Raw genomic sequence first — 19567 nt, 5'->3', positions numbered from 1 at the left:
GCTCAGAACTCCGCGTACATCCGGCCGGGGTTGAAGATCCCTTGCGGGTCGAGGCGCTGTTTGAGTTGCTGGTGGTAGCGCAGCAGCAGCGGCGGCAACGGCTGGAAGGGGCTGTCGGTGCAACCCGGGCTGTAGCAGGTGGCATGTCCGCCGAGACGGCTGGCGCTGGTGCGGATCTGCTCGGGGCTGGCATCGGATTTGAGCCAGCGCTGCGCACCTGCCCAGTCCAGCAGTTGCGCGCCGGGCAGGTCGAGCAGGGGGCTGTTGTCGGGTACGGACAGGCGCCAGAGTGGACGCCGGTCGTGGAAGAACGCCAGGCGCCGATGGTTAAGGTCCTGCCACCAGCCGGCGGCGAAATCCTCGCCGCCCAGGCGGTCGCGAAAGGCCAGTACCGAACCTTCACCGCCTTCAAGACGCAGGCGCAGTTGTTCACCGTCGTGACAGGCGGCACTGATCGGCAGCGCCTGCTGGCGCCAGTACGCCAGTTGCTGCAAGGCCTGGCCGCTGTCCAGCGCCAGGGCGACATGGGCCTGACAGCGTGGCTTGGGCAGCACCTTGAGCGATACCTCGCTGATCAGCCCAAGGCACCCGAAGCTGCCGACCATCAGTCGCGACAGGTCGTAGCCAGCAACGTTTTTCATCACCTCGCCGCCAAAACGCAGGTGCTTGCCAAGGCCTGTGATCACCCGGGTGCCGAGGACGAAGTCGCGCACCGAGCCGGCCCAGGGCCGTCGCGGCCCGGACAAGCCGGCTGCGACCAGGCCGCCGAGGGTTGCGCCATCGTCGCCGTGCGGCGGCTCGCACGGCAGCATCTGCCCGGCGTCGTCCAGGGCAACGATGATATCGCGCAGGGGGGTGCCAGCACGGGCGGTGATCACCAGTTCCGAGGGATCATGGTTGACGATGCCGCAGTGGCTACGGGTGTCGAGGACTTCCCCCTGTTGCGGGCGACCCAGCCAGGCCTTGCTGGCGCCGCCGCGAATCTGCAGCGCGGTGCCCCGGGCGCACGCCTGGTTGACCTGTTCCAGCAGGTCGGCGCTGGCATCCTGGTCTGCGTACACCATCAGAAACGCTCCAGGTCGGGAAAGGGCAACTGGCCGGCGTGCACGTGCATGGCGCCGAATTCGGCGCAGCGGTGCAAGGTCGGGATGTTCTTGCCGGGGTTGAGCAGGCCCAGAGGATCGAAGGCGGCCTTGACCGCGTGGAACAGGGTCAGCTCGTCGCTGTTGAACTGGGCGCACATCTGATTGATCTTCTCCCGCCCGACCCCGTGCTCGCCGGTGATGCTGCCGCCGACCTGCACGCACAGCTCGAGGATTTCACCGCCGAAGGCCTCGGCACGTTCCAGTTCACCGGGTTGGTTGGCATCGAAGAGGATCAGCGGGTGCATGTTGCCGTCGCCGGCATGGAAGACGTTGGCGACCCGTAACCGGTATTTGCGCGACAGCTCGGCGATGGCGCGCAGCACAAGGGGCAGCTCACGGCGGGGAATGGTGCCATCCATGCAGTAGTAGTCCGCCGAGATGCGCCCGACGGCGGGAAAGGCATTCTTGCGACCGGCCCAGAACCTGACCCGTTCGGCTTCGTCCCGGGCCTGGCGCACGTCGCTGGCGCCGGCCTGTTGCAGCACCTCGCGGACCCGTTCGCAGTCGTCGTGGACATCGGCCTCGACGCCATCGAGTTCGCACAGCAGTATCGCCTGGGCGTCGACCGGGTAGCCGGCATGGATGAAGTCTTCGGCGGCGCGGATGGCCAGGTTGTCCATCATTTCAAGGCCGGCGGGGATGATCCCGGCCCTGATGATCGCGGCCACGGCAGCGCCGGCCTGTTCCACCGCATCGAAACTGGCCAGCAGCACCTTGGCCAGCGGCGGGCGCGGCAGCAACCTGACCGTGACTTCGGTGATCACCCCGAGCATGCCTTCGGAACCGGTGAACAGCGCCAGCAGGTCGAAACCCGGGGCGTCGAGGCTGTCGGCGCCCAGGGTCAGGCACTGCCCCTCGACGGTAAGGATCTGCACCTTCAGCAGGTTGTGCACGGTCAGACCGTACTTGAGGCAGTGCACGCCACCGGCGTTTTCCGCGACATTGCCGCCGATGGAGCAGGCGATCTGCGAAGAGGGATCGGGGGCGTAGTACAAGCCATAAGGGGCTGCCGCCTGGGAGATGGCCAGGTTGCGCACCCCAGGCTGCACCCGGGCGGTGCGTGCGACCGGGTCGATCTCCAGAATCCGGTTGAAGCGCGCCATCACCAGCAACACGCCCTGGGCCAGGGGCAAGGCGCCGCCGGAAAGGCCGGTGCCAGCACCGCGGGTGACCACCGGCACCTGACGTTGATGGCAGAGGGTGAGGATGGCCTGGACCTGTTCGATACACCGGGGCAGCACCACCAGCAGGGGCGTGGTGCGGTAGGCCGACAGGCCGTCGCATTCGTAGGGCTTGAGGTCTTCTTCGCTGACGAGGATGTCCAGGTCCGGCAGTTGCGTGCGCAGTGCCTGCAGCAGGGCTTGCTTGTCGACGGCCGGCAAGGGGCCGTCGAGGCGTTCATCGTAGAGGATGTTCATGGGCGCGCCGGATCCTGCGGACATTCGACCAGCAGCGATTGCGCCTGGCTGGTTCGAACCCGGGATCCTGGCAAGGGCGCCGATGCCTGCCGCGTGCGATCAGCGGAAACGCGGCAGGGGGCGGTCGATCCTGAGCGAGGTCAGGGTCTTCTTGACCAGTGCTTCGTCGGCTTCCACGGCCTTGAGGCTGGCGCGGATCTTGCCGGCAGCTGGCAGGTCACCCTGGCGGTCGATCCAGTCGGCAATTTCCTTGCAGGCGCTGGCCAGCGTGGTTTGCCGGTGGTCGATCAGGGTCAGCAGCGTGGTGATCTCTTTGTCGGACATGACAGGTTCCTCCCTTCAGCGCCTTCAGTGTAGCAGTGTCCGGCAAAACTGCCGTGGCCGTGGTGTGGTTGTGACAGGCCCGACCCTGACGTACTATCCTTGCCAGCAAGCGCTACCCCGCATACTTATAACCAACTCCTCAGCGTACACGCTTCCACCCGGCCCGACGGGCGTGGGTGCTTCAGGCTGGGCGCCGGATTGCGCCCGGCGACTGCAATCGATCCGGAGCAACACGCTACCCATGAATACCCCCGTTCAAGCGCGAGCCGGCAGCTGGCTCAGTGTGATCGCCCTGGCCCTGGCGGCCTTCATCTTCAACACCACCGAGTTCGTGCCGGTGGCGCTGCTCAGTGACATCGGCGCCAGCTTCCAGATGTCCACCGCCCAGGTCGGGCTGATGCTGACCATCTATGCCTGGGTGGTGGCCCTGGCCTCGCTGCCGATGATGCTGCTCACCCGCAACATCGAGCGGCGCCGGCTGCTGATCATCGTCTTTGTGCTGTTCATCCTGAGCCACCTGTTGTCGGGCGTGGCGCAAAGCTTCGGCATGCTGTTGCTCAGCCGTATCGGCATCGCCCTGGCCCATGCGGTGTTCTGGGCCATCACCGCGTCGCTGGCGGTGCGGGTGGCACCGCCGGGGCAGCAAGCCAAGGCGCTCGGGTTGCTGGCCACCGGGACTACCTTGGCGATGGTCATGGGCATTCCCCTGGGCCGGGTGGTGGGCGAGGCGCTGGGCTGGCGCACGACCTTCCTGGCGATTGCCGGGGTAGCCCTGGCGACCTTGATCTGTCTGGTCAAGTCGCTGCCGTTGCTGCCCAGCCAGAACTCCGGCTCGCTGCGCAGCGTGCCGGTGTTGTTCAAGCGTCCGGCGTTGGTGGTCGTGTATGTGCTGGTGGCCCTGGTAATCGCCGCACAGTTCACCGCCTACAGCTACATCGAGCCTTTTGCCTTGAACGTCGCGCAGATTGGCGGTGAGCGCACCACCGTGTTGCTGTTGCTGTTCGGTGGCGCCGGCGTGTTCGGTTCGGTGTTGTTCAGCCGCTACAGCGAGCGCTTCCCCAGTGGCTTCCTGATTGCGGCCATTGCGATGTTGGCGGCGTGTTTGCTGCTGTTGTTGCCGTTGTCGGGCGACTTCCGCCTGTTGGGTACCTTGAGCGTGTTCTGGGGTATTGCGATCATGTGCTTCAGCCTGGCGTTGCAGTCCAGGGTGCTGATCCTGGCCTCGGATGCCACCGATGTGGCCATGGCGATGTTTTCCGGGATCTATAACATCGGGATCGGTGCCGGGGCGTTGATCGGCAGCCTGGTGAGTACCCATGCGGGGCTGGAGGACATCGGCCTGGTCGGGGGTTCGCTGGCGCTGGTGGGGCTGGTGTTGTGCGGGGTGACGACGTACCGCTTTGCCCGGCTGCCTGTTGCCGATCGGCCGTAAGCCGCCAGGCTGCTATCGGGCGCGTAGCGGCCGCAGAACCTGACCCCACGCATCACCCCGTTTACGGCTGCTGCGCAGCCGATCGCAGCCTCGTTCCTCGGCAGCGGCTACACCAATATCGACAATGACCCGCTGTAGCCGCTGCCGCCAGGCTGCGATCGGGCGCGCAGCGGCCGCAAAACCTGACCCTGCGCATCACCCTGGTTGCGACTGCTGCGCAGCCGATCGCAGCCTCGTTCCTCGGCAGCGGCTACACCGCCCCGCTGCCGCGCCTACAGGCTGCGCAGCTCGCGTTCGTCGAAGTAGTGTTGCAGCACCTGCGCACCGGCATTGCTCCAGGCCAGGGCGATGTAGCTGTCCGGGCGCAGCAGGTACACCGCATCGCGCATCAGCCCGGCTGCTTCGTGGGCGTCGCTCCAGGTGAAGACGTCCACGGGGATGGCGCGCTCGCCACACCACTTCACCAGGTCCGCACTGACCGCGCCGTAGACCTGCACCTGCCAGCACATCCGGTTCAGACCACTGAAGTTGTCACGTCCGCCCTCGGCCACCCAGGGCAGGCGATCGCCGCCTTGCACCTGGCCCGCACTGCCGACGCTCAAGGGCATGTCGCGGTAGTTGAGGGTGATCTGCGAAACCGTACGAAAGAGAAACTCGCGGGCTGAACGAAACGCCGCCACCCGCGGGATCAGCAGCGGCGCCAGGCGGGTGCGCAGCAGGGTGGCCAGGCGGCCGTCGGCGGTGATGAAGTTGAATACCTGGTCGGTGGTCGCCACCAGGCGCCGGGCAAAGGCGCTGCGCTCGATGCCATAGGTCTGCAGCAGGCTGTCACGGGCTTGGCCGCGCAGTACGCTGGCGAGTTTCCAGGCCAGGTTGATGGCATCGCCGATGCCGGTGTTCATGCCCTGGCCACCGGCCGGGCTGTGTACATGGGCGGCGTCGCCGAGCAGGAAGGCGCGCTGACGGCCGAACTGCTCGGCAACCCGGTGATGCACGCGGTAGGTGGAAAACCAGTTGACCTGTTCCACCTGCACCTTGAGGTGACTCATGGCGCGCTGGCTGACATCCTCGAAACGCAACTGGTCGGGGTGTTCGGCGCGTTCGTCGCGCACCGTGCCGATCAGCCGGGCCCGGCCACTGCCGGCCAGGGGGAAGACGGCCAGAAAGTCCGCCTCGTCCAGGTCCACATGCAGTTCGCCGTTGAGCGCCGGCCCCGAGGCCTGGACATCGGCGACATAGAACACCTGCTGGTAGGTCCCGCCAGGAAAACCGATATCCAGCGCCTTGCGCACGGTCGAGCGGGCGCCATCGCAACCGGCGATGTAGGCGGCATCGCAACGCTCTTCCAGGCCACCGGCATGGCGCAACTGGGCACTGATGCCTTGTTCATCCTGGTTGAAACCCAGCAGCTCGGTCTGCCGTTCCACCTCGACACCGAAGCTTTGCAGGCGATCGATCAGCAGTTGCTCGTGTTCATCCTGGGGGTAGATGTGCAGGAAGGGGTAGGGCGTAAGGTCGGCACCGATGGCGCTGAAGGGCAGGCGCGCCGCCGCTTCTCCCTTGACCCAGAGGTTGGCGGCAGGCACCTGGTGGCCGCGCTCGATGACCGCCGCGGTCAGGTCGAGTTGGCGGTACAGCTCCAGGGTCCTTGCCTGTACGGCCAGGGCCCGGGAGGTGGTGCCGGGGCCGGCGGTGCGGTCGATGATGCGAACCCTGACGCCCAGTTTGCTCAGCCACAAGGCCAGTACCAGCCCGGTGGGGCCGGCGCCAACGATCAGTACCTCACAGCCTTTCATCGCACGCGCTCCTCAGCGCTGGGCGAACGCCAGGTTCAGGCCCAGGCCGGCGAAAGATGCAGCAAAACTGCGGCGCAACCAGTCCTGTACCCGCGGCGAGTCGATCACCGCGCGGCGGAACAGGTTGGCCAGCAGGCCGTACAACACGAACACCACGAAGGTCATGAGCATGAACACCGCGCTCAGGCTGAGCATCTGTGCGGTCACCGAGCCGCCCTGGGCATTGATGAACTGGGGCAGGAAGGCCAGGAAGAACAGAGTCAGCTTGGGGTTGAGGATGTTCAACAGGCAGGCGCGCAGGATCAGGCTGCCGGCACTGCCGACCCGCGTGCTGTCGTCCACCGCGAACGCCGAGCGGTCGCGCCAGGTGGCATAGGCCAGGTACAGCAGGTAGGCGACACCGGCGAACTTCAGGCCCTGGAAGGCCAGGGCACTGGTGTGCAGGATCGCCGACAGGCCGAGGATCGAGGCCAGCAGGTGGGGAACGATCCCCGCCGTGCAACCCAGCGCCGTGTACAGACAGGCACGCTTGCCGGCCACCAGGGCGGTGGAAATGGTCAGGATCACGCCACTGCCGGGTATCAGCACGACGATCAGGGCGGTGATCAGAAAGTCCAGGCTCGGCATTGTGTTGCGCTCCATGCGGTCAGGGTGGTTGAACATGCCCGGCGAATGGCCTGCGCGCCTGCACCGGCTCGACGTCGTGCTCGCTGATCAGAATAGCGTAATGCCGGGGACCGATCTTGTCCTGATGACCCTGTGCTTTTTTGGCGGGTGCATATCAGGAAATAAACTAATGTTTGTCCGTAAGTTTAAGTGGTTGGATTTATATTAACTCTGGTTATTAGTGGTTGAATTAAATATATAATGATAATCATTTGATCTGCACTTCAAGTATACGAACGGTCCTTGCGTAACGCGCGATGTGTTCTAGGATCCAATTAGGGTGTATGAAGTGGATCCAGTCAGAGTGTGTTGGCGGTGAGTGTAAAACAGGCGTTACAGTAGGTCGGTCCGGAATGTTATGTTATCAATTCCGCTTGCCGCGGAGGGTTGTCTGTTTTTTGATTTTTTGGTAGTAACCTTGACGTGGCCTTTGGTTCGTCCGGCGTTCTTGTATGGCCTGGTGGTAGTTAAGTATTCATTGGGTGAAGTGTCAAAGTGTCAAGTGCATGAGGGTTCTATTATATAAGTGCCTGAAGCCGTATTGGTACTTGCTGCCGGAGCAGGTCGGGAGACCGGGTCATGGACAATGAGCAAGCGTTACTCGAACGGCTACGCAATGGTGATGCTCATGCACTGGAGAGTTTGATCAAGATTCATCACGCGTTCCTTATTACTATTGCAATTCCCCTGGTGGGACCAGATGCTGCAAATGATGTTGCCCAAGAGACCTGGCTGAAAGCTGTCGCTGCTGTGGGAACATTCGAGGGACGTTCAAAGTTTCGGACCTGGTTGGCAAGAATTGCTATTAATGAAGCGCTTTCGATAAGACGTAAGCAAGGTCGCGAGCGGTCATTGGACGTATGGGATGGCGATCACCGTTCGCCGATCCTTTCGCGCTTTGATGACGAGGGTGCCTGGGCGTCACCTCCCAGGCAATGGCACCATGAGAGCCCGGAGGAACTACTGGCGGAAGTTGAACTGCACGCTTGCATACGTAAACACCTCTATGAACTTCCCAGTGCCCAGAGAAGTGTGGTCATCATGCGTGAACTTGCAGGGCTTGAATACAAGGAGATCGCCGATGCCCTGGGACTGACCGAGGGAAATGTCCGTGTGCTGTTGCACCGCGCCCGGCAACGTATGCAACTCATGCTCAGTCATTTTCAAGAGGACGGGAAATGCTGAATTGTCGCGATATTTCAGAATTGGCTTCTGAGTTCATTGACGGGACCTTGGATCTAACCGATCGTCATGGGGTGTTTATTCATTTGCGACAATGCATGAACTGTAGCCGGTATATCAGCCAGCTGGAACTCACCTCCCGTGTGCTGCAACGGCTGCATGTTCAGGAACACCGGGTCGACAGTCAGGCGATTCTCGAGAGCATCCTAGGGCACATCCCTGTGCGATAGGCTGGGCATGCTGGCGGTCTGCATCGGGGGTCAATGGGCGCTCCGGTACTCTTCCCTGTCTCTGATGATCGGAGAGGTCAACCGGGGGTCTGATTTCTGGGTGGGTGGCAGCGCTTCTTGCATCGTGTTGACGCCGGAGGCAGTAGGCTGTTCCTTGATCATTTGTACATATTGCTCGCTGGAATCCTGACTGGTTTGACTCCTTGCCACTGCATTTTGCTGGTGATAGTCGAGTACTCGATTACTGCCGTCTTCAGCCTGTGTCGCAGTCATGGCCATCATTGCTGCCGCAGCTGCAACCACGACTGACATCTTCATTATCAGTTTCATGGTGGTTTCCTCAGAACGCGGGGCTTGAGGTGTGCTTTTTATAGATGCGGGAGGGGCAGGTTTTGTTACAGCTCATCGGACTGATGGGGCCTATCCCGAATGTCCGACGGACGTACCTTGCGTGTTGGTATGCCATACCTTAAGGTGCGAACCGTCTTAGGCGTCCCCCTTGTAGGAACCATTTATTATTAAGTGAGGTACTGCTTGATAAAACTGAATATCCTTAATTCCAAAACGTTTGGACGACAACTGAAACACGTATCTGTTTTGTTGCTCGGTTGGGGGATGTTGTGGGGAAGCGCCGTCGCCAAGCCACTTTCAGCCGACATTCAGCCCTCCCAGGAAGGCGCTCAGCGCGTGAGCGACTGGCGTGCCTTGATTGCCGACTCGACCGAACTCTCTGACCGCGAGAAACTTCAGCGGGTGAACGAGTTTTTCAACCGTACGATTCGTTACGGCGAAGACATCGATGTATGGCAGCAAGCCGACTACTGGGCATCACCCATGGAAACCCTGGAAAAGGGGCGGGGTGATTGTGAGGATTTTGCCCTGGCGAAATACTTCACCTTGCGCTTGCTGGGCGTTCCTGAACGCAACCTGCGTGTTGTTTATGCAACCCAGACGTCGACGCAGCAAGCGCATATGGTACTCGGTTACTGGCAGAACGCAGAAACCGATCCGTTGCTGCTGGACAACCTCGGCAATGACATTCGCTCAAGCGCACAACGTAATGATTTGAATGTAAAATTTGCTTTTGACGAGACCGGGTTATATGCCTTCGATCACGCCCGGTTCAAACCTGTCGGTAGTGTCGGACAGTTGCCTGATTGGCTACCGCTGGTGAAAAGAGCAAAGCGTGAAGAGTCGGATGTGATGAATCGCGATGAGGACGGTATCCCGTCAGGACTTATGCTTTCGGCTGCGAGGTCGGAGTACAACAGGTACTGAGTCCTATTGATTTTGGGTGATTGCCCGGGGCTGCTGTGCAGCCCATCGCTGGCTTCGCCAGCTCCCACAAATATCCTCGGTGTGTCTGTGCCCTTGTGGGAGCTGGCGAAGCCTGCGATCCGCAGGTTCAACCCGGAAACAGATACGGGCTGACCCCACTGCGCCCATACCCCTCGCGCTCCACCTCGGCATCCAGCGCCAGGCTGGCAAGGTCATCGGCCAGCACGTCCTGGTCACGATCTTGCTCCGGATAGAACACTTTCAGGTAGCTGTGACATTCATTGCAGCTTTCGGCCTTGATCGCCGCGTCCTGCCGGTCCAGCGACCAATAGTCCAGCGCGCCGGTGGCTTCGCAGTTGCTGCACTTGAGCCGGACCATGTGCCAGCGGCACTCGCACAGACCGCACTGCAGGTAACGCAGGCCAGCCTGGGCGCCGGTCATGATTACGCTTGCCACCGGCGCGCTGGCGCACACCGGGCAGTGTTGGCGCTGCTCACCCAGATGGGCCCTGGCGCCGGCCGGCAAGGCACTGGCCAGTTGGGTGTAGTACAGCGACAAGGCTGCCCAGAGGAACAGCGCCTGACCGCTGTCGACTTGCTCATGCTCACCCGCCAGCAAGGCGCCGGCCAGCCCCTCCAGTTCCGCTGATGTGTAGCGGCGCAAGGACTCCAGGGTACTGCGCACCGCCGCATGGGTCTCGGGATAAAGCCGCTCGATCAGCGCCTGCAGCAACTGTTGCCAGTAGGGGTGACGCGGGTAGTCAGTGCTCGCCAGCGGTGCTTGCCCGCCGCCAAGGCGCTCACTCAACCCCGCCACGTGCTCTGCTGGCAATGGCATTTGATCCAGCAGCTGTTGCTGGGCTTCGGCGATACGTGCACAAAAGCCCAGGTAGTCGCCCATGGCATGCCCTTGGGCCAGTTGCTTCAAGCGCAAAGCGCGCTTGGCGTAGCGATCCTTGAGCGCCGGCAGCAGCACCGGGATGATTTCGTTGATCCCGCCCGTGGGCGTCTGGACCGGGGTCATCTGGATACTCATGGCCGGCTCCCCGGTTTGTCCTGCTTGCTGATCTGCCGGTACCAGCGATCATGGTGGGTTTTCGCCCAGGCGCGGCTGACGTAGCCGGTGAGCATGCCGCGAATCGAGCCTTTGACCCAGAACGCCAGGTAGGCATGGCCGATGATCAGCAGGATCAGGGCGATGCCGGCGATCGCGTGCAGCAGCAGGCCGATACGCAGGGTGGGGATGCTGAACAGTGGGGCGAACCAGGGCCGCCAGATCACCACGCCGCTGATCAGCAACAGGGTGATCAGGCCCATGATGCCCCAGAACAGCACCTTCTGCCCGGCGTTGTACTTGCCGATGTTGAGCGCCGGGTCATGCTTGCCGGCCAGCACCTGCCTGACGTTCTTGAACCATTGCACATCCTCGCGCTCCGGCAGGTTGTAGCGCACGAAACGCACGAACAGGAACATCAGCAGCACGAACACCACGACCCCGAAGAACGGATGAAGGATGCGCGCCAGCTGTGGGGTGCCGAACACGGCGTTGAGGCCATTGAACGACGGGAAGAACCACGACAGCCCCGACAGTGCCACGGCGAAGAAGCAGATCACCATGAACCAGTGGCAGGCGCGGTCGATGAAGCGGGTGCGCAGGATCAGTTTGTCGGTGTTCATGCGTGGGTCTCCTCGTCGCGTTTCTCGTCCTGGTCGTCGACTTCGTTGGGGCCAACGCCGATGTAGTGGAACAGGGTGCCGGCCAGGGTCGCGAAGAAGGCCGCCGCGGCCACCGGCTTGAGCCAGCCTTTCCAGCCATGGATGGCACTGCTGATGCGCGGGTCGGTGGGCAGCTTGTGGTACAGCTGCGGTTTGTCGGCATGCTGCAGCACGTAGACCACATGGGTGCCGCCCACGCCCTGCGGGTCGTAGATGCCGGCGCCGGCAAAGCCCCGGCCCTGCAGTTCGGTAACCCGCTCACTGGCCTGGTGCAGCATGTCCTGCTTGCTGCCGAAGTTGATCGCGCCGGTAGGGCAGGTCTTGACGCAGGCCGGCTCCTGGCCCACTGCAACACGGTCCACGCACAGGGTGCATTTGTAGGCCTTGTTGTCCTTCTGGCTGATGCGCGGCACATCGAACGGGCAGCCGGCGATGCAGTAGCCGCAGCCGATGCAATGCTCGGACTGGAAGTCGACGATGCCGTTGGCGTACTGGATGATCGCTCCGGGCTGCGGGCAGGCTTTCAGGCAGCCGGGATCGGCGCAGTGCATGCAGCCGTCCTTGCGGATCAGCCATTCGAGCTTGCCGCTCTCGTCCTCGACTTCATCGAAGCGCATCAGTGTCCAGGTGTCGGCCGAGAGGTCGGCCGGGTTGTCGTAGACGCCGACGTTGTGGCCGACCTCGTCACGCAGGTCGTTCCACTCGTTGCACGCCACCTGGCAGGCCTTGCAGCCGATGCAGATGCTGACGTCGATCAGCTTGGCCACTTCGGCCTGGTGATCGCGGGCCTGGGGCGTCGGCGTCAGCACGCTGGTCGCCGAGCGGCGGACGATGTCTTGGGATTGCATGGACATGGTTTCGCCCCTCAGACCTTTTCAATGTTCACGAGAAACGCCTTGTACTCCGGCGTCTGGGTATTGGAATCGCCCACCCCCGGGGTCAGGGTGTTGGCCAGGAAACCCTTGCGGGTGGCGCCCTCGTAACCCCAGTGGCAGGGGATGCCGATGGTGTCGACGGCCTGGCCATCGACGTTGAGGCGGCGGATGCGCTTGGTCACCACGGCCTTGGCCTTGATGTAGCCGCGCTTGGTACTGACCTTGACGGTGTCGCCCTGGACGATGCCCTTGTCGGCCGCCAGCTTCTCGCCGATCTCAATGAACTGCTCGGGCTGGATGATGGCGTTCAGGCGCGCATGCTTGGTCCAGTGGCGGAACAGCTCGGTGATCGAGTAGGTGGTCGCCACATAGGGGAACGCCTCGCGGCTGCCCATGCGCTGGCGGTCGTGGTCGTACAGGCGCGCAGTGGGGCTGTAGGTCACCTGCGGGTGCAGCGGGTTGTGCGCCAGCGGGCTTTCGGTCGGCTCGTAGTGCTCCGGGAACGGGCCATCGTTCATGGCACCCACCGAGAACAGCCGGCCCAGGCCTTCAGGCAGCATGATGAACGGGTTGACCTTGCCGCCCGGCGCGGCATTGACGGCAAAGTCGGGTACGTCGATCCCGCTCCAGCGCGTGCCGTCCCAGCCGATCAGCTTGCGTTTCGGATCCCAGGGCTGGCCCTGGGGGTCGGCGGAGGCGCGGTTGTAGAGGATGCGCCGGTTCTGCGGCCAGGCCCAGGCCCAGCCCGGGGTACAACCCAGGCCGCTGTCGGCGTTGTCGCGGCGGGCCATCTGGTTGCCCTGTTCGGTCCAGGAACCGGCGAAGATCCAGTTGAAGCACTGGGTGCTGCCATCGTCGCGCAGCTGCGAGAAGTCGTTGAGCAACTGGCCCTTGCGCAGGATCAGGTTGCCTTGCTCGTCGTGCAGGTCGACCAGGGCGCGACCGTTGGACTCCTTGGCCACTTCTTCAGGCTTGGGATCGAAGGGGTCGGCGTAGTCCCAGGCCATGTTGAGGACCGGCGCCGGGTTGGCACCGCCTTCGGTGGCGTACAGCTCGCGCAGCTTCATGAACAGGTGACCGAGGATCTTGCCATCGTGCCAGGCCTCGCCGGGCGGCGCGGCGCCGGCCCAGTGCCATTGCAGCCAGCGCCCGGAGTTGACGATCGAGCCGTCTTCCTCGGCAAAGCAGGAGGAGGGCAGGCGGAACACTTCGGTCTGGATCGCGGCGGTGTCGACATCGTGCTGTTCGCCGTGGTTCTGCCAGAAACTCGAGGTTTCGGTGGCCAGCGGGTCGATGATCACCAGGAACTTGAGCCTGGAAAGCGCCGCCTGGGCCTTGTTCTTGTCGGGGAAGGCGGCGATCGGGTTGAAGCCCTGGGCGATGTAGCCGTTGACCTTGCCTTCGTACATGCGGTTGCTGAAGTTGAGCACGTCGTAGCTGTCGTCCCACTTGGGCAGCCAGTCGAAGCCCCAGTCGTTGTCTCGGGTGGCCTTGTCGCCCCAGAGGCTCTTCATCAGGCTGACGAAGAATTTCGGCGTGTGCTTGTAGTAGTTGACCTGGTCTTCGAGCAGCGCAGTCGGCGTCGTCTGCTTGAGGTAGGTGGCCAGGTCCTTCTGCTCGTCGGACGGCAGGTTCATGTAGCCGGGCAGGCGCAGCGACAGCAGGCCCAGGTCGGTATAGCCCTGGATGTTGGAGTGGCCGCGCAGGGCGTTGACCCCGCCACCGGCCATGCCGATGTTGCCCAGCAGCAGCTGGATCATGCCCGAGCCACGGATCATCTGCGCGCCATTGGTGTGGTGGGTCCAGCCCAGGGCGTAGAGGAAGGTGGCGGTCTTGTCCGGGACGCTGGTGGCGCCGAGCAGGGCGCAGATCTGCAGGAAGTCGTCCTTGGGCGTACCGCAGACGCGGGTGACCATCTCCGGGGTGTAGCGGCTGACGTGGGCCTTGAGCAGGTTCCACACGCAGCGCGGGTGCTGCAGGCTCAGGTCGCGTCTGGCGTAGCCCTTTTCGTCGAGCTCGTAGGTCCAGGAACTGCGGTCGTAGCTGCGCTTGCCGGCGTCATAGCCGCTGAACAGGCCGTCGTCGAAGTGGTAGTCCTCGCGTACGATCAGGCTGGCGTTGGTGTAGTGGCGTACGTACTCGTGCTGGACCTTGTCATGGCTGATCAGGTAGTTGACCACGCCCATCAGGAAGGTCACGTCGGAGCCGGCGCGGATCGGCGAGTAGATGTCGGCCACCGCGGCGCTGCGGTTGAAGCGCGGGTCTACGACGATGACCTTGGCGCCATTGCGGATCTTCGCCTCGATCACCCACTTGAAGCCCACCGGGTGTGCTTCGGCCGGGTTGCCGCCCATGATCAGCACCACGTTGGCGTTCTTGATGTCGACCCAGTTGTTGGTCATGGCGCCACGGCCGAAGGTCGGGGCCAGGGCCGACACGGTCGGCGCGTGGCAGACCCGTGCCTGGCTGTCGGTGCCGAGGATCCCCAGGGCGCGGGTGAAGCGCTGGTCCAGCGAGCCGGTTTCGCTGCTGGCGGCCGAGGAGCAGAGCATGCCGGTGGTCAGCCAGCGATTGACGGTGGTGCCCTTGGCGTTTTTCTCGATGAAGTTGGCGTCGCGGTCGTCCTTCATCAGCCGGGCGATGCGCTCGATGGCGTGCTCCCAACTGATGCGCTGCCACGTGTCCGAGCCCGGCGCGCGGTACTCCGGATACAACAGGCGCTGTTCGCTGTGCACGTAGTCGACCAGGCCCGCGCCCTTGGGGCACAGTGAGCCGCGGCTGACCGGATGGTCCGGGTCGCCTTCGATATGGAAGATCCGCGCCTTGGCGTTCTTGGCACCGTCACCCAGGCTGTACATGAGGATCCCGCAGCCCACCGAGCAGTAGGTGCAGTTATTGCGGGTCTCCTTGGCGCGCAGCAGCTTGTACTGGCGCGACTGGGTGGCCTGGGCCATGCCCGGCGCGAAGCCCAGCGTCGCACAGGTGGCCGTGGCGACACCGGCGGTGCAGAGCTTGAAGAACTGGCGTCTGCCGAGTCCCATGGGTATCTCCTTATTCTGGCGGCTGCACACAGCAGCGGACATAGGCATGCCCGGCAACAAGGCGTCGCAAGCGCAGTTGGCTGAGGGTGATCACGATTGGTGCAAGGCCCTGTCTGGCGCAGGACTCGGATGGCGCGGATGAACGGTAGTGTATTTCCGTACGGAAAGTAGGACTAATCAAGAGGGTCGATGGCGTTATCGAGCGGATCTATCGCCGGGGCTTGCGGGCCCGTAATCCTTGGGGGTGTTGCCTGGCAACCTTGGAGTCCTTTCGACTAAAGTTGTAGGCTTTATATTCTATAAAGATATAATTAAGTAATTATATATTCTTTTTAATTTTATTGGTGGCGGGGCACTCTGCATCTCAAGCACTGCGTGGCAGTGCACCCAGGACGAGGAAGCAGAGCATGACCATCAAGGCGATCAACGTACGCAATCAGTTCAAGGGCACGGTCAAGGAGATCATCGAAGGGCCGGTGGTGTCGGAAATCGATGTGCAGACTTCCGCCGGCATCGTCACGTCGGTGATCACGACCCGCTCGGTGCATGAGCTGGAACTGCGCATAGGCAGCGAAGTGATTGCCTTCGTCAAATCCACCGAGGTCTCGATCGCCAAGCTATGAGGCGTCGCGCGCCAGTTGAAAGCGACACACCTGCCCCCCGCGCAGCATGCATTCAAGATGCTGCACCTTCCCCCCACCCAGGCTGCCGATCAGCGCCAGGTCGAGCTCACAGACTTCAGGGTGAGCCTCGGCCAGCTGATGGAACACGCAGTTGTGGGCGACGATCTGCGCAGTATCACCTGAGCGGAAAAACACTTCGGCTTCGTAGCCGACTTCCTTCATATGCGCAGCGATCTGCGCTTCGTCGAGGCGAGTGGCGCTCAGGTCGCTGGCCATTTTCTCGCCCAGGCGGCGCAGCAGGGCGACCAGGGCCTCATGGCCAATCACCTCGGCCACTTCGCTGATCAACAGGTTGGCCAGCAGGTGATAGTGTCGCGGGAACAGTTCCCGGCCACGGGTACTGAGCTGATAGAGCTGCTCGGGGCGCCGGCCGGTGGCGCGCAGCCCGCCGCGCACCACCAGGTCGTCGCGCTCCAGCGCCGCCAGGTGCTGGCGCACGGCCGTGCGGGTGACCGCCAGCTGGCTGGCCAGCTCCTCGATGCTCATGCCTGCGGCCCTGTACAGCAGGGCCGAGAGCAGATCCTGTTGGGTACGTCCCAGGCCTTCGAACATCAGTTGACCTCGCTCAGAACTTGTCCGGGAACTGTTTGACCAGCGCCGCCGTCAGGGCGTCGGCCAGCGCGAGGATATGCTCGCGCATGTGTTTCCAGGTGGTGGCTTCTGCCTTGTAGTCCTTTTTACCCAGTTCGTCGATCTGGGCGATATGGTGCCCACCGTGGGCGGCGAGCAGGGTATTGAGGGTGCCTTCAGGCAAGTAAGGGTTGGCCGTGGCGAGGAACTTGGCCAGGGCCTTGGCGTTACTGGTCAGGTCGGCTATGGCGGCCTGCTTGTCCTTGGCCGAATTGGCGACGCTGGCATCACTGTACAGTTTGACCGCACCCCAGTGCCCGGCGAGCAGCTTGAGCAACTGGTCGGCAGCCGGCTGGCCATAGAGTGGGGCGATGCTGTTGGCGATCGCCGTGGCATTGCTGACCACCTCTTGGCTTGCGACATCGGCTTGCTGGCGATTACCGGCCTGATTGGCGATGGCGTAGTTGCGGATCCAGAAAATATGCTCCACCCACAAGTCGCGCAGGGCCAGGCGAGTGGTCAAGGCGGCGGACTCTGCCGCAGGGGCCGCGGGTTGCGCAGCAGGGCTCAGGACAGGAAATGCACACAACGCCGCCAGCAGCAGCGCAACGAACAGTCTGGTCTTCATGGCAGTACCCTCGGAAGGTGAAGTAGCCTACAAAACCAATTACAGCATAAAAATATGCCGTTATTGCTCAAGCCGCTGAACGGTCCACCCTGTCGCTTCCAGTTCCCCCAGCGTCGCAATGAACAGATGCAATCCCCCCCTCAAACTTCTACGCTGTTGCGAAATATTACAAGGAAGGTCGGGGGCTATGCCGTTAAAGGACTTGCTGTTGGCGCTGGTGGTGATCGTTGCCTGGGGCGTGAATTTCGTGGTGATCAAGGTCGGCCTGGACGGCCTGCCGCCGATGTTGCTGGGCGCCTTGCGCTTTGCCCTGGTGGCCTTTCCGGCGGTTTTCCTGGTCAAGCGCCCGCAATTGCCGTGGCGCTGGTTGATCGCCTATGGCGCGACCATTTCCCTGGGGCAGTTCGCGTTCCTGTTCCAGGCCATGGGCAGCGGCATGCCGCCTGGCCTGGCGTCACTGGTACTGCAATCACAGGCATTTTTCACCCTGTTTTTCGCTGCACTGTTCCTGGGCGAACGCCTGCGCGCCGCCAGCGTGCTGGGGTTGCTGGTAGCGGCCGGTGGCCTGGCGCTGATCGGTAGCGAGAATGGCGCCAGCGTGCCACTGCTGGCCTTGATCCTGACCTTGTGCGCCGGGGCCATGTGGGCCCTGGGCAACATCATCACCCGGCGTTTTGGCAAGGTCGATCTGGTGGCCCTGGTGATCTGGGGCGGGTTGATTCCGCCACTGCCGTTCTTCGCCCTGTCCTGGTGGCTGGAAGGACCGGCGCGCATTGAAAGCGCACTGCTGGGGATCGGCTGGAGTTCGATCCTGGCGCTGGCCTACCTGGCTTTTGTCGCCACCTTGCTGGGCTACAGCCTCTGGAGCCATTTGTTGTCGCGCTACCCGGCCGGCAAGGTGGCGCCGTTCTCGCTGTTGGTCCCGGTGGTGGGGTTGAGCTCGTCGGCGCTGTTGCTGGGTGAGCGCCTGACGCCCACGCAGGGGTGGGGGGCGATGCTGGTGATGGCCGGGCTGTTGATCAATGTCTTCGGTCCGCGCCTGCTGGTTGCCCGGGTCGCCGATCAAGAACGCGCCTGACCAGCCACAGGACCAGAAGCGGTGCCAGGGTAAACAGGCCGAACAACCAGGCCGCCGCATGCCGTGCGCCGTCCACACCGCCGGGGTCGACCAGCCCGGCACTGTTGCTGACCACCCCGGCCAGGGCGGCGGCCAGTGCCGTGGCGTAGAGTTGAAGCGTGGTGATCGAGGCCGAGGCCAGGGTCTCTTCACCCGCTCGTGCGGCGCCCAGCACCCGGCTCATCAGGTGCGGCCAGCCCAGGCCAATGCCCAGGCCGACCCCGGTCAGGGCCAGGCAGTAGCTGACCAGGCCGGCGATGTTATCCAGCCACTGCGTTCGAGGTGTCATCAGCGCCAGCGTCGGCAGCGCCAGCAGAATGATTGCCGGCCCCAGGCGCATCAGTCGCTCGGCCGCAACGCCAGTGCAACCGGCACCGAGCAGGGCAGCCAAGGTCCAGCCGCCGGCCATGGCCGCCGTCATGTAGCCCGCGGCCAGCGGCCCCAGACCATGGATCCGCTGAAGGAAGTAAGGCACGAAGATCTCGGTGGTCATGGCGGCAATCAACAGGCACATGATCGTGTACAGCACGCCCAGGCGATTGCGCAGCGAATAGGCGCCGTCAGGCAACAGACGGCGTTCGGGGCCCCGATCGCGGCGAGCGATCAGCACGACGATGGCAAGACCCAAGCCGATGCCGAACAGATTCCACGCCAACCGCTCGGCCAGGCTGGCAGCCGAGAGGGCCAGCACCGAAAGCACGACGCCTGCGATCAGGCCATAAGGGGGTGGTCCGGGGCAGGCGGTTTTTGCGACGTTACGATCCAGCTGCCTGCCGACGACCACGGCGAGTGCCGCCACCACCGGCAGCAAGGCCCAGAATGCCCAGCGCCACAGGCCCGCCTGGGCGAACACACCGCCGATGGCCGGGCCAGACAGGGTGGCCATGCCCCACATGCCGGAGATCAGGGCCACGGCCCGGGGCCACAGACGTTCCTCGAACAGCAGGCGGATCAGTGCGTAGCTCAAGGCAAACAGGGTGCCGCCGCCCAGGCCCTGGACACTGCGCCCGCCCAGCAGCAGTGGCATGTTCGGCGCCAGGGCACAGAGCATCGAGCCCACGGCGAACACCGCCAGCGCCAACAGGAAGGTGGCCCGGGGGCCGAGGCGTTCGAGCAGCCGCGCCGACAGGGTCGAGCCGATGATCGACGTTGCCACGAACAGCGTGGTGCTCCAGGCATACAGCGCCAGCCCGCCGATATCGGCAATCACCGTCGGCAGGATGGTCGTGACGATATGCACATTGATCGCGTACAGGCCCACGCCGCCAGCCAGGGCGATGGCGTGCAGGGCGTTGCGTCCGTGCAGCAGTTCGCCCCAGGACGCACGCGGCGGAGCAGGGGCGGTGGGCATGGGCGCACCTTGCAAAGACGCCAGTGGCGGTGGCTGGAAGTCTAGGTGCGCAGGGTCTGTTCGACAAAGCCAGTTGACCGTGCCGGTTTTGCTACCATCGCTTTCTTTGGCCGTA

The 19567-nt window shown here is 63.3% G+C and carries 19 protein-coding genes; 6 read left to right on the top strand and 13 right to left on the bottom strand.

The genetic code is table 11. From position 1 onward, the window contains the following. Positions 1–2: 2 nt before the first annotated feature. From glcE to ACIQUS_RS24590, 3 genes are all read right to left on the bottom strand, one after another. Positions 3–1064 carry a glycolate oxidase subunit GlcE gene (gene glcE / locus ACIQUS_RS24600; RefSeq protein ID WP_403052873.1) on the bottom strand — a complete coding sequence of 354 codons (1062 nt, stop codon included), beginning with the start codon at positions 1062–1064 and terminating at the stop codon, positions 3–5. Then, complete coding sequence (gene glcD, locus ACIQUS_RS24595) at positions 1064–2563, bottom strand: glycolate oxidase subunit GlcD (protein ID WP_403052870.1); 1500 nt, start codon at positions 2561–2563, stop codon at positions 1064–1066. The genes glcE and glcD overlap by 1 nt, the downstream gene beginning before the upstream one ends. 99 nt (positions 2564–2662) lie before the next feature. Beyond that, entirely contained in the window at positions 2663–2887 is a 225-nt protein-coding gene (locus ACIQUS_RS24590) for a hypothetical protein (protein WP_285864785.1), read from the bottom strand. Between the two features lie 241 nt (positions 2888–3128). Between ACIQUS_RS24590 and ACIQUS_RS24585 the strand changes: the two genes are divergently transcribed. After that, complete coding sequence (locus ACIQUS_RS24585) at positions 3129–4319, top strand: sugar transporter (protein ID WP_403052865.1); 1191 nt, start codon at positions 3129–3131, stop codon at positions 4317–4319. A gap of 272 nt (positions 4320–4591) precedes the next feature. Here ACIQUS_RS24585 and ACIQUS_RS24580 read toward each other — a convergent pair whose 3' ends face one another. After that, complete coding sequence (locus ACIQUS_RS24580; protein ID WP_403052862.1) at positions 4592–6115, bottom strand: FAD-dependent monooxygenase; 1524 nt, start codon at positions 6113–6115, stop codon at positions 4592–4594. 12 nt (positions 6116–6127) lie between these two features. Next, on the bottom strand, positions 6128–6742 hold the full coding sequence (locus ACIQUS_RS24575; protein WP_403052942.1) for a LysE family translocator: 615 nt from the start codon (positions 6740–6742) through the stop codon (positions 6128–6130). 618 nt (positions 6743–7360) lie between these two features. On the opposite strand from ACIQUS_RS24575, the gene ACIQUS_RS24570 reads away from it, so the two are divergent. Together ACIQUS_RS24570 and ACIQUS_RS24565 are read left to right on the top strand one after the other, a co-directional pair. Further along, positions 7361–7966, top strand: coding sequence for an RNA polymerase sigma factor (locus ACIQUS_RS24570; protein WP_403052859.1), 606 nt, complete (start codon positions 7361–7363; stop codon positions 7964–7966). Next, positions 7960–8193 carry a zf-HC2 domain-containing protein gene (locus tag ACIQUS_RS24565; RefSeq protein ID WP_403052856.1) on the top strand — a complete coding sequence of 78 codons (234 nt, stop codon included), beginning with the start codon at positions 7960–7962 and terminating at the stop codon, positions 8191–8193. Before ACIQUS_RS24570 ends, ACIQUS_RS24565 begins: the two co-directional genes overlap by 7 nt. Positions 8194–8223: 30 nt before the next feature. Here ACIQUS_RS24565 and ACIQUS_RS24560 read toward each other — a convergent pair whose 3' ends face one another. Continuing rightward, entirely contained in the window at positions 8224–8523 is a 300-nt protein-coding gene (locus ACIQUS_RS24560) for a hypothetical protein (protein WP_403052853.1), read from the bottom strand. Between the two features lie 204 nt (positions 8524–8727). Between ACIQUS_RS24560 and ACIQUS_RS24555 the strand changes: the two genes are divergently transcribed. Then, positions 8728–9471, top strand: coding sequence for a transglutaminase-like cysteine peptidase (locus ACIQUS_RS24555; protein ID WP_403052850.1), 744 nt, complete (start codon positions 8728–8730; stop codon positions 9469–9471). 127 nt (positions 9472–9598) lie between these two features. Here the strand turns inward: ACIQUS_RS24555 and fdhE are convergent, their stop codons facing one another. Genes fdhE through fdnG form a run of 4 tightly spaced genes read right to left on the bottom strand, consistent with a single transcriptional unit; the run spans position 9599 to position 15103 of the window. Beyond that, positions 9599–10507 (bottom strand): formate dehydrogenase accessory protein FdhE, encoded by a 909-nt coding sequence (gene fdhE, locus ACIQUS_RS24550; RefSeq protein ID WP_403052847.1) that lies wholly within the window; start codon positions 10505–10507, stop codon positions 9599–9601. Beyond that, positions 10504–11148, bottom strand: coding sequence for a formate dehydrogenase subunit gamma (locus tag ACIQUS_RS24545; RefSeq protein WP_403052844.1), 645 nt, complete (start codon positions 11146–11148; stop codon positions 10504–10506). The genes fdhE and ACIQUS_RS24545 overlap by 4 nt, the downstream gene beginning before the upstream one ends. Beyond that, on the bottom strand, positions 11145–12035 hold the full coding sequence (fdxH, locus tag ACIQUS_RS24540) for a formate dehydrogenase subunit beta (RefSeq protein ID WP_403052939.1): 891 nt from the start codon (positions 12033–12035) through the stop codon (positions 11145–11147). Before fdxH ends, ACIQUS_RS24545 begins: the two co-directional genes overlap by 4 nt. Before the next feature lie 17 nt (positions 12036–12052). Next, positions 12053–15103, bottom strand: coding sequence for a formate dehydrogenase-N subunit alpha (gene fdnG / locus ACIQUS_RS24535; protein WP_403052841.1), 3051 nt, complete (start codon positions 15101–15103; stop codon positions 12053–12055). A 407-nt stretch (positions 15104–15510) separates the two neighbouring features. Between fdnG and ACIQUS_RS24530 the strand changes: the two genes are divergently transcribed. Further along, positions 15511–15726, top strand: coding sequence for a molybdopterin-binding protein (locus tag ACIQUS_RS24530; protein WP_130265202.1), 216 nt, complete (start codon positions 15511–15513; stop codon positions 15724–15726). On the opposite strand, the gene ACIQUS_RS24525 is transcribed toward ACIQUS_RS24530, so the two are convergent. Both ACIQUS_RS24525 and ACIQUS_RS24520 read right to left on the bottom strand, forming a co-directional pair. Continuing rightward, positions 15721–16338, bottom strand: coding sequence for a helix-turn-helix transcriptional regulator (locus ACIQUS_RS24525; RefSeq protein ID WP_403052836.1), 618 nt, complete (start codon positions 16336–16338; stop codon positions 15721–15723). The two genes, ACIQUS_RS24530 and ACIQUS_RS24525, sit on opposite strands and share 6 nt — an antisense overlap. A gap of 13 nt (positions 16339–16351) precedes the next feature. After that, positions 16352–16984 carry a hypothetical protein gene (locus ACIQUS_RS24520; protein ID WP_403052833.1) on the bottom strand — a complete coding sequence of 211 codons (633 nt, stop codon included), beginning with the start codon at positions 16982–16984 and terminating at the stop codon, positions 16352–16354. 187 nt (positions 16985–17171) lie between these two features. On the opposite strand from ACIQUS_RS24520, the gene ACIQUS_RS24515 reads away from it, so the two are divergent. Next, positions 17172–18062 (top strand): EamA family transporter, encoded by an 891-nt coding sequence (locus tag ACIQUS_RS24515; protein ID WP_403052830.1) that lies wholly within the window; start codon positions 17172–17174, stop codon positions 18060–18062. Here ACIQUS_RS24515 and ACIQUS_RS24510 read toward each other — a convergent pair. Further along, positions 18004–19452, bottom strand: coding sequence for an MFS transporter (locus ACIQUS_RS24510; protein WP_403052827.1), 1449 nt, complete (start codon positions 19450–19452; stop codon positions 18004–18006). The genes ACIQUS_RS24515 and ACIQUS_RS24510 overlap by 59 nt on opposite strands. Positions 19453–19567 lie beyond the last annotated feature (115 nt).

Origin of the sequence: Pseudomonas sp. NPDC090755 (assembly GCF_044769005.1) — a bacterium.
Taxonomy (GTDB): domain Bacteria; phylum Pseudomonadota; class Gammaproteobacteria; order Pseudomonadales; family Pseudomonadaceae; genus Aquipseudomonas.
The sequence above is the reverse complement of the archived record's forward strand: the minus strand, read 5'-3'. Positions and strand labels throughout refer to the sequence as shown.

Excerpts from the sequence above, each read along its gene's own strand:
- glcE (WP_403052873.1), bottom strand. The coding sequence starts at position 1,064 with ATGGTGTACGCAGACCAGGATGCCAGCGCCGACCTGCTGGAACAGGTC.
- glcD (WP_403052870.1), bottom strand. The coding sequence starts at position 2,563 with ATGAACATCCTCTACGATGAACGCCTCGACGGCCCCTTGCCGGCCGTC.
- ACIQUS_RS24590 (WP_285864785.1), bottom strand. The coding sequence starts at position 2,887 with ATGTCCGACAAAGAGATCACCACGCTGCTGACCCTGATCGACCACCGG.
- ACIQUS_RS24585 (WP_403052865.1), top strand. The coding sequence starts at position 3,129 with ATGAATACCCCCGTTCAAGCGCGAGCCGGCAGCTGGCTCAGTGTGATC.
- ACIQUS_RS24580 (WP_403052862.1), bottom strand. The coding sequence starts at position 6,115 with ATGAAAGGCTGTGAGGTACTGATCGTTGGCGCCGGCCCCACCGGGCTG.
- ACIQUS_RS24575 (WP_403052942.1), bottom strand. The coding sequence starts at position 6,742 with ATGCCGAGCCTGGACTTTCTGATCACCGCCCTGATCGTCGTGCTGATA.
- ACIQUS_RS24570 (WP_403052859.1), top strand. The coding sequence starts at position 7,361 with ATGGACAATGAGCAAGCGTTACTCGAACGGCTACGCAATGGTGATGCT.
- ACIQUS_RS24565 (WP_403052856.1), top strand. The coding sequence starts at position 7,960 with ATGCTGAATTGTCGCGATATTTCAGAATTGGCTTCTGAGTTCATTGAC.
- ACIQUS_RS24560 (WP_403052853.1), bottom strand. The coding sequence starts at position 8,523 with ATGAAACTGATAATGAAGATGTCAGTCGTGGTTGCAGCTGCGGCAGCA.
- fdhE (WP_403052847.1), bottom strand. The coding sequence starts at position 10,507 with ATGAGTATCCAGATGACCCCGGTCCAGACGCCCACGGGCGGGATCAAC.
- ACIQUS_RS24545 (WP_403052844.1), bottom strand. The coding sequence starts at position 11,148 with ATGAACACCGACAAACTGATCCTGCGCACCCGCTTCATCGACCGCGCC.
- fdxH (WP_403052939.1), bottom strand. The coding sequence starts at position 12,035 with ATGCAATCCCAAGACATCGTCCGCCGCTCGGCGACCAGCGTGCTGACG.
- fdnG (WP_403052841.1), bottom strand. The coding sequence starts at position 15,103 with ATGGGACTCGGCAGACGCCAGTTCTTCAAGCTCTGCACCGCCGGTGTC.
- ACIQUS_RS24530 (WP_130265202.1), top strand. The coding sequence starts at position 15,511 with ATGACCATCAAGGCGATCAACGTACGCAATCAGTTCAAGGGCACGGTC.
- ACIQUS_RS24525 (WP_403052836.1), bottom strand. The coding sequence starts at position 16,338 with ATGTTCGAAGGCCTGGGACGTACCCAACAGGATCTGCTCTCGGCCCTG.
- ACIQUS_RS24520 (WP_403052833.1), bottom strand. The coding sequence starts at position 16,984 with ATGAAGACCAGACTGTTCGTTGCGCTGCTGCTGGCGGCGTTGTGTGCA.
- ACIQUS_RS24515 (WP_403052830.1), top strand. The coding sequence starts at position 17,172 with ATGCCGTTAAAGGACTTGCTGTTGGCGCTGGTGGTGATCGTTGCCTGG.
- ACIQUS_RS24510 (WP_403052827.1), bottom strand. The coding sequence starts at position 19,452 with ATGCCCACCGCCCCTGCTCCGCCGCGTGCGTCCTGGGGCGAACTGCTG.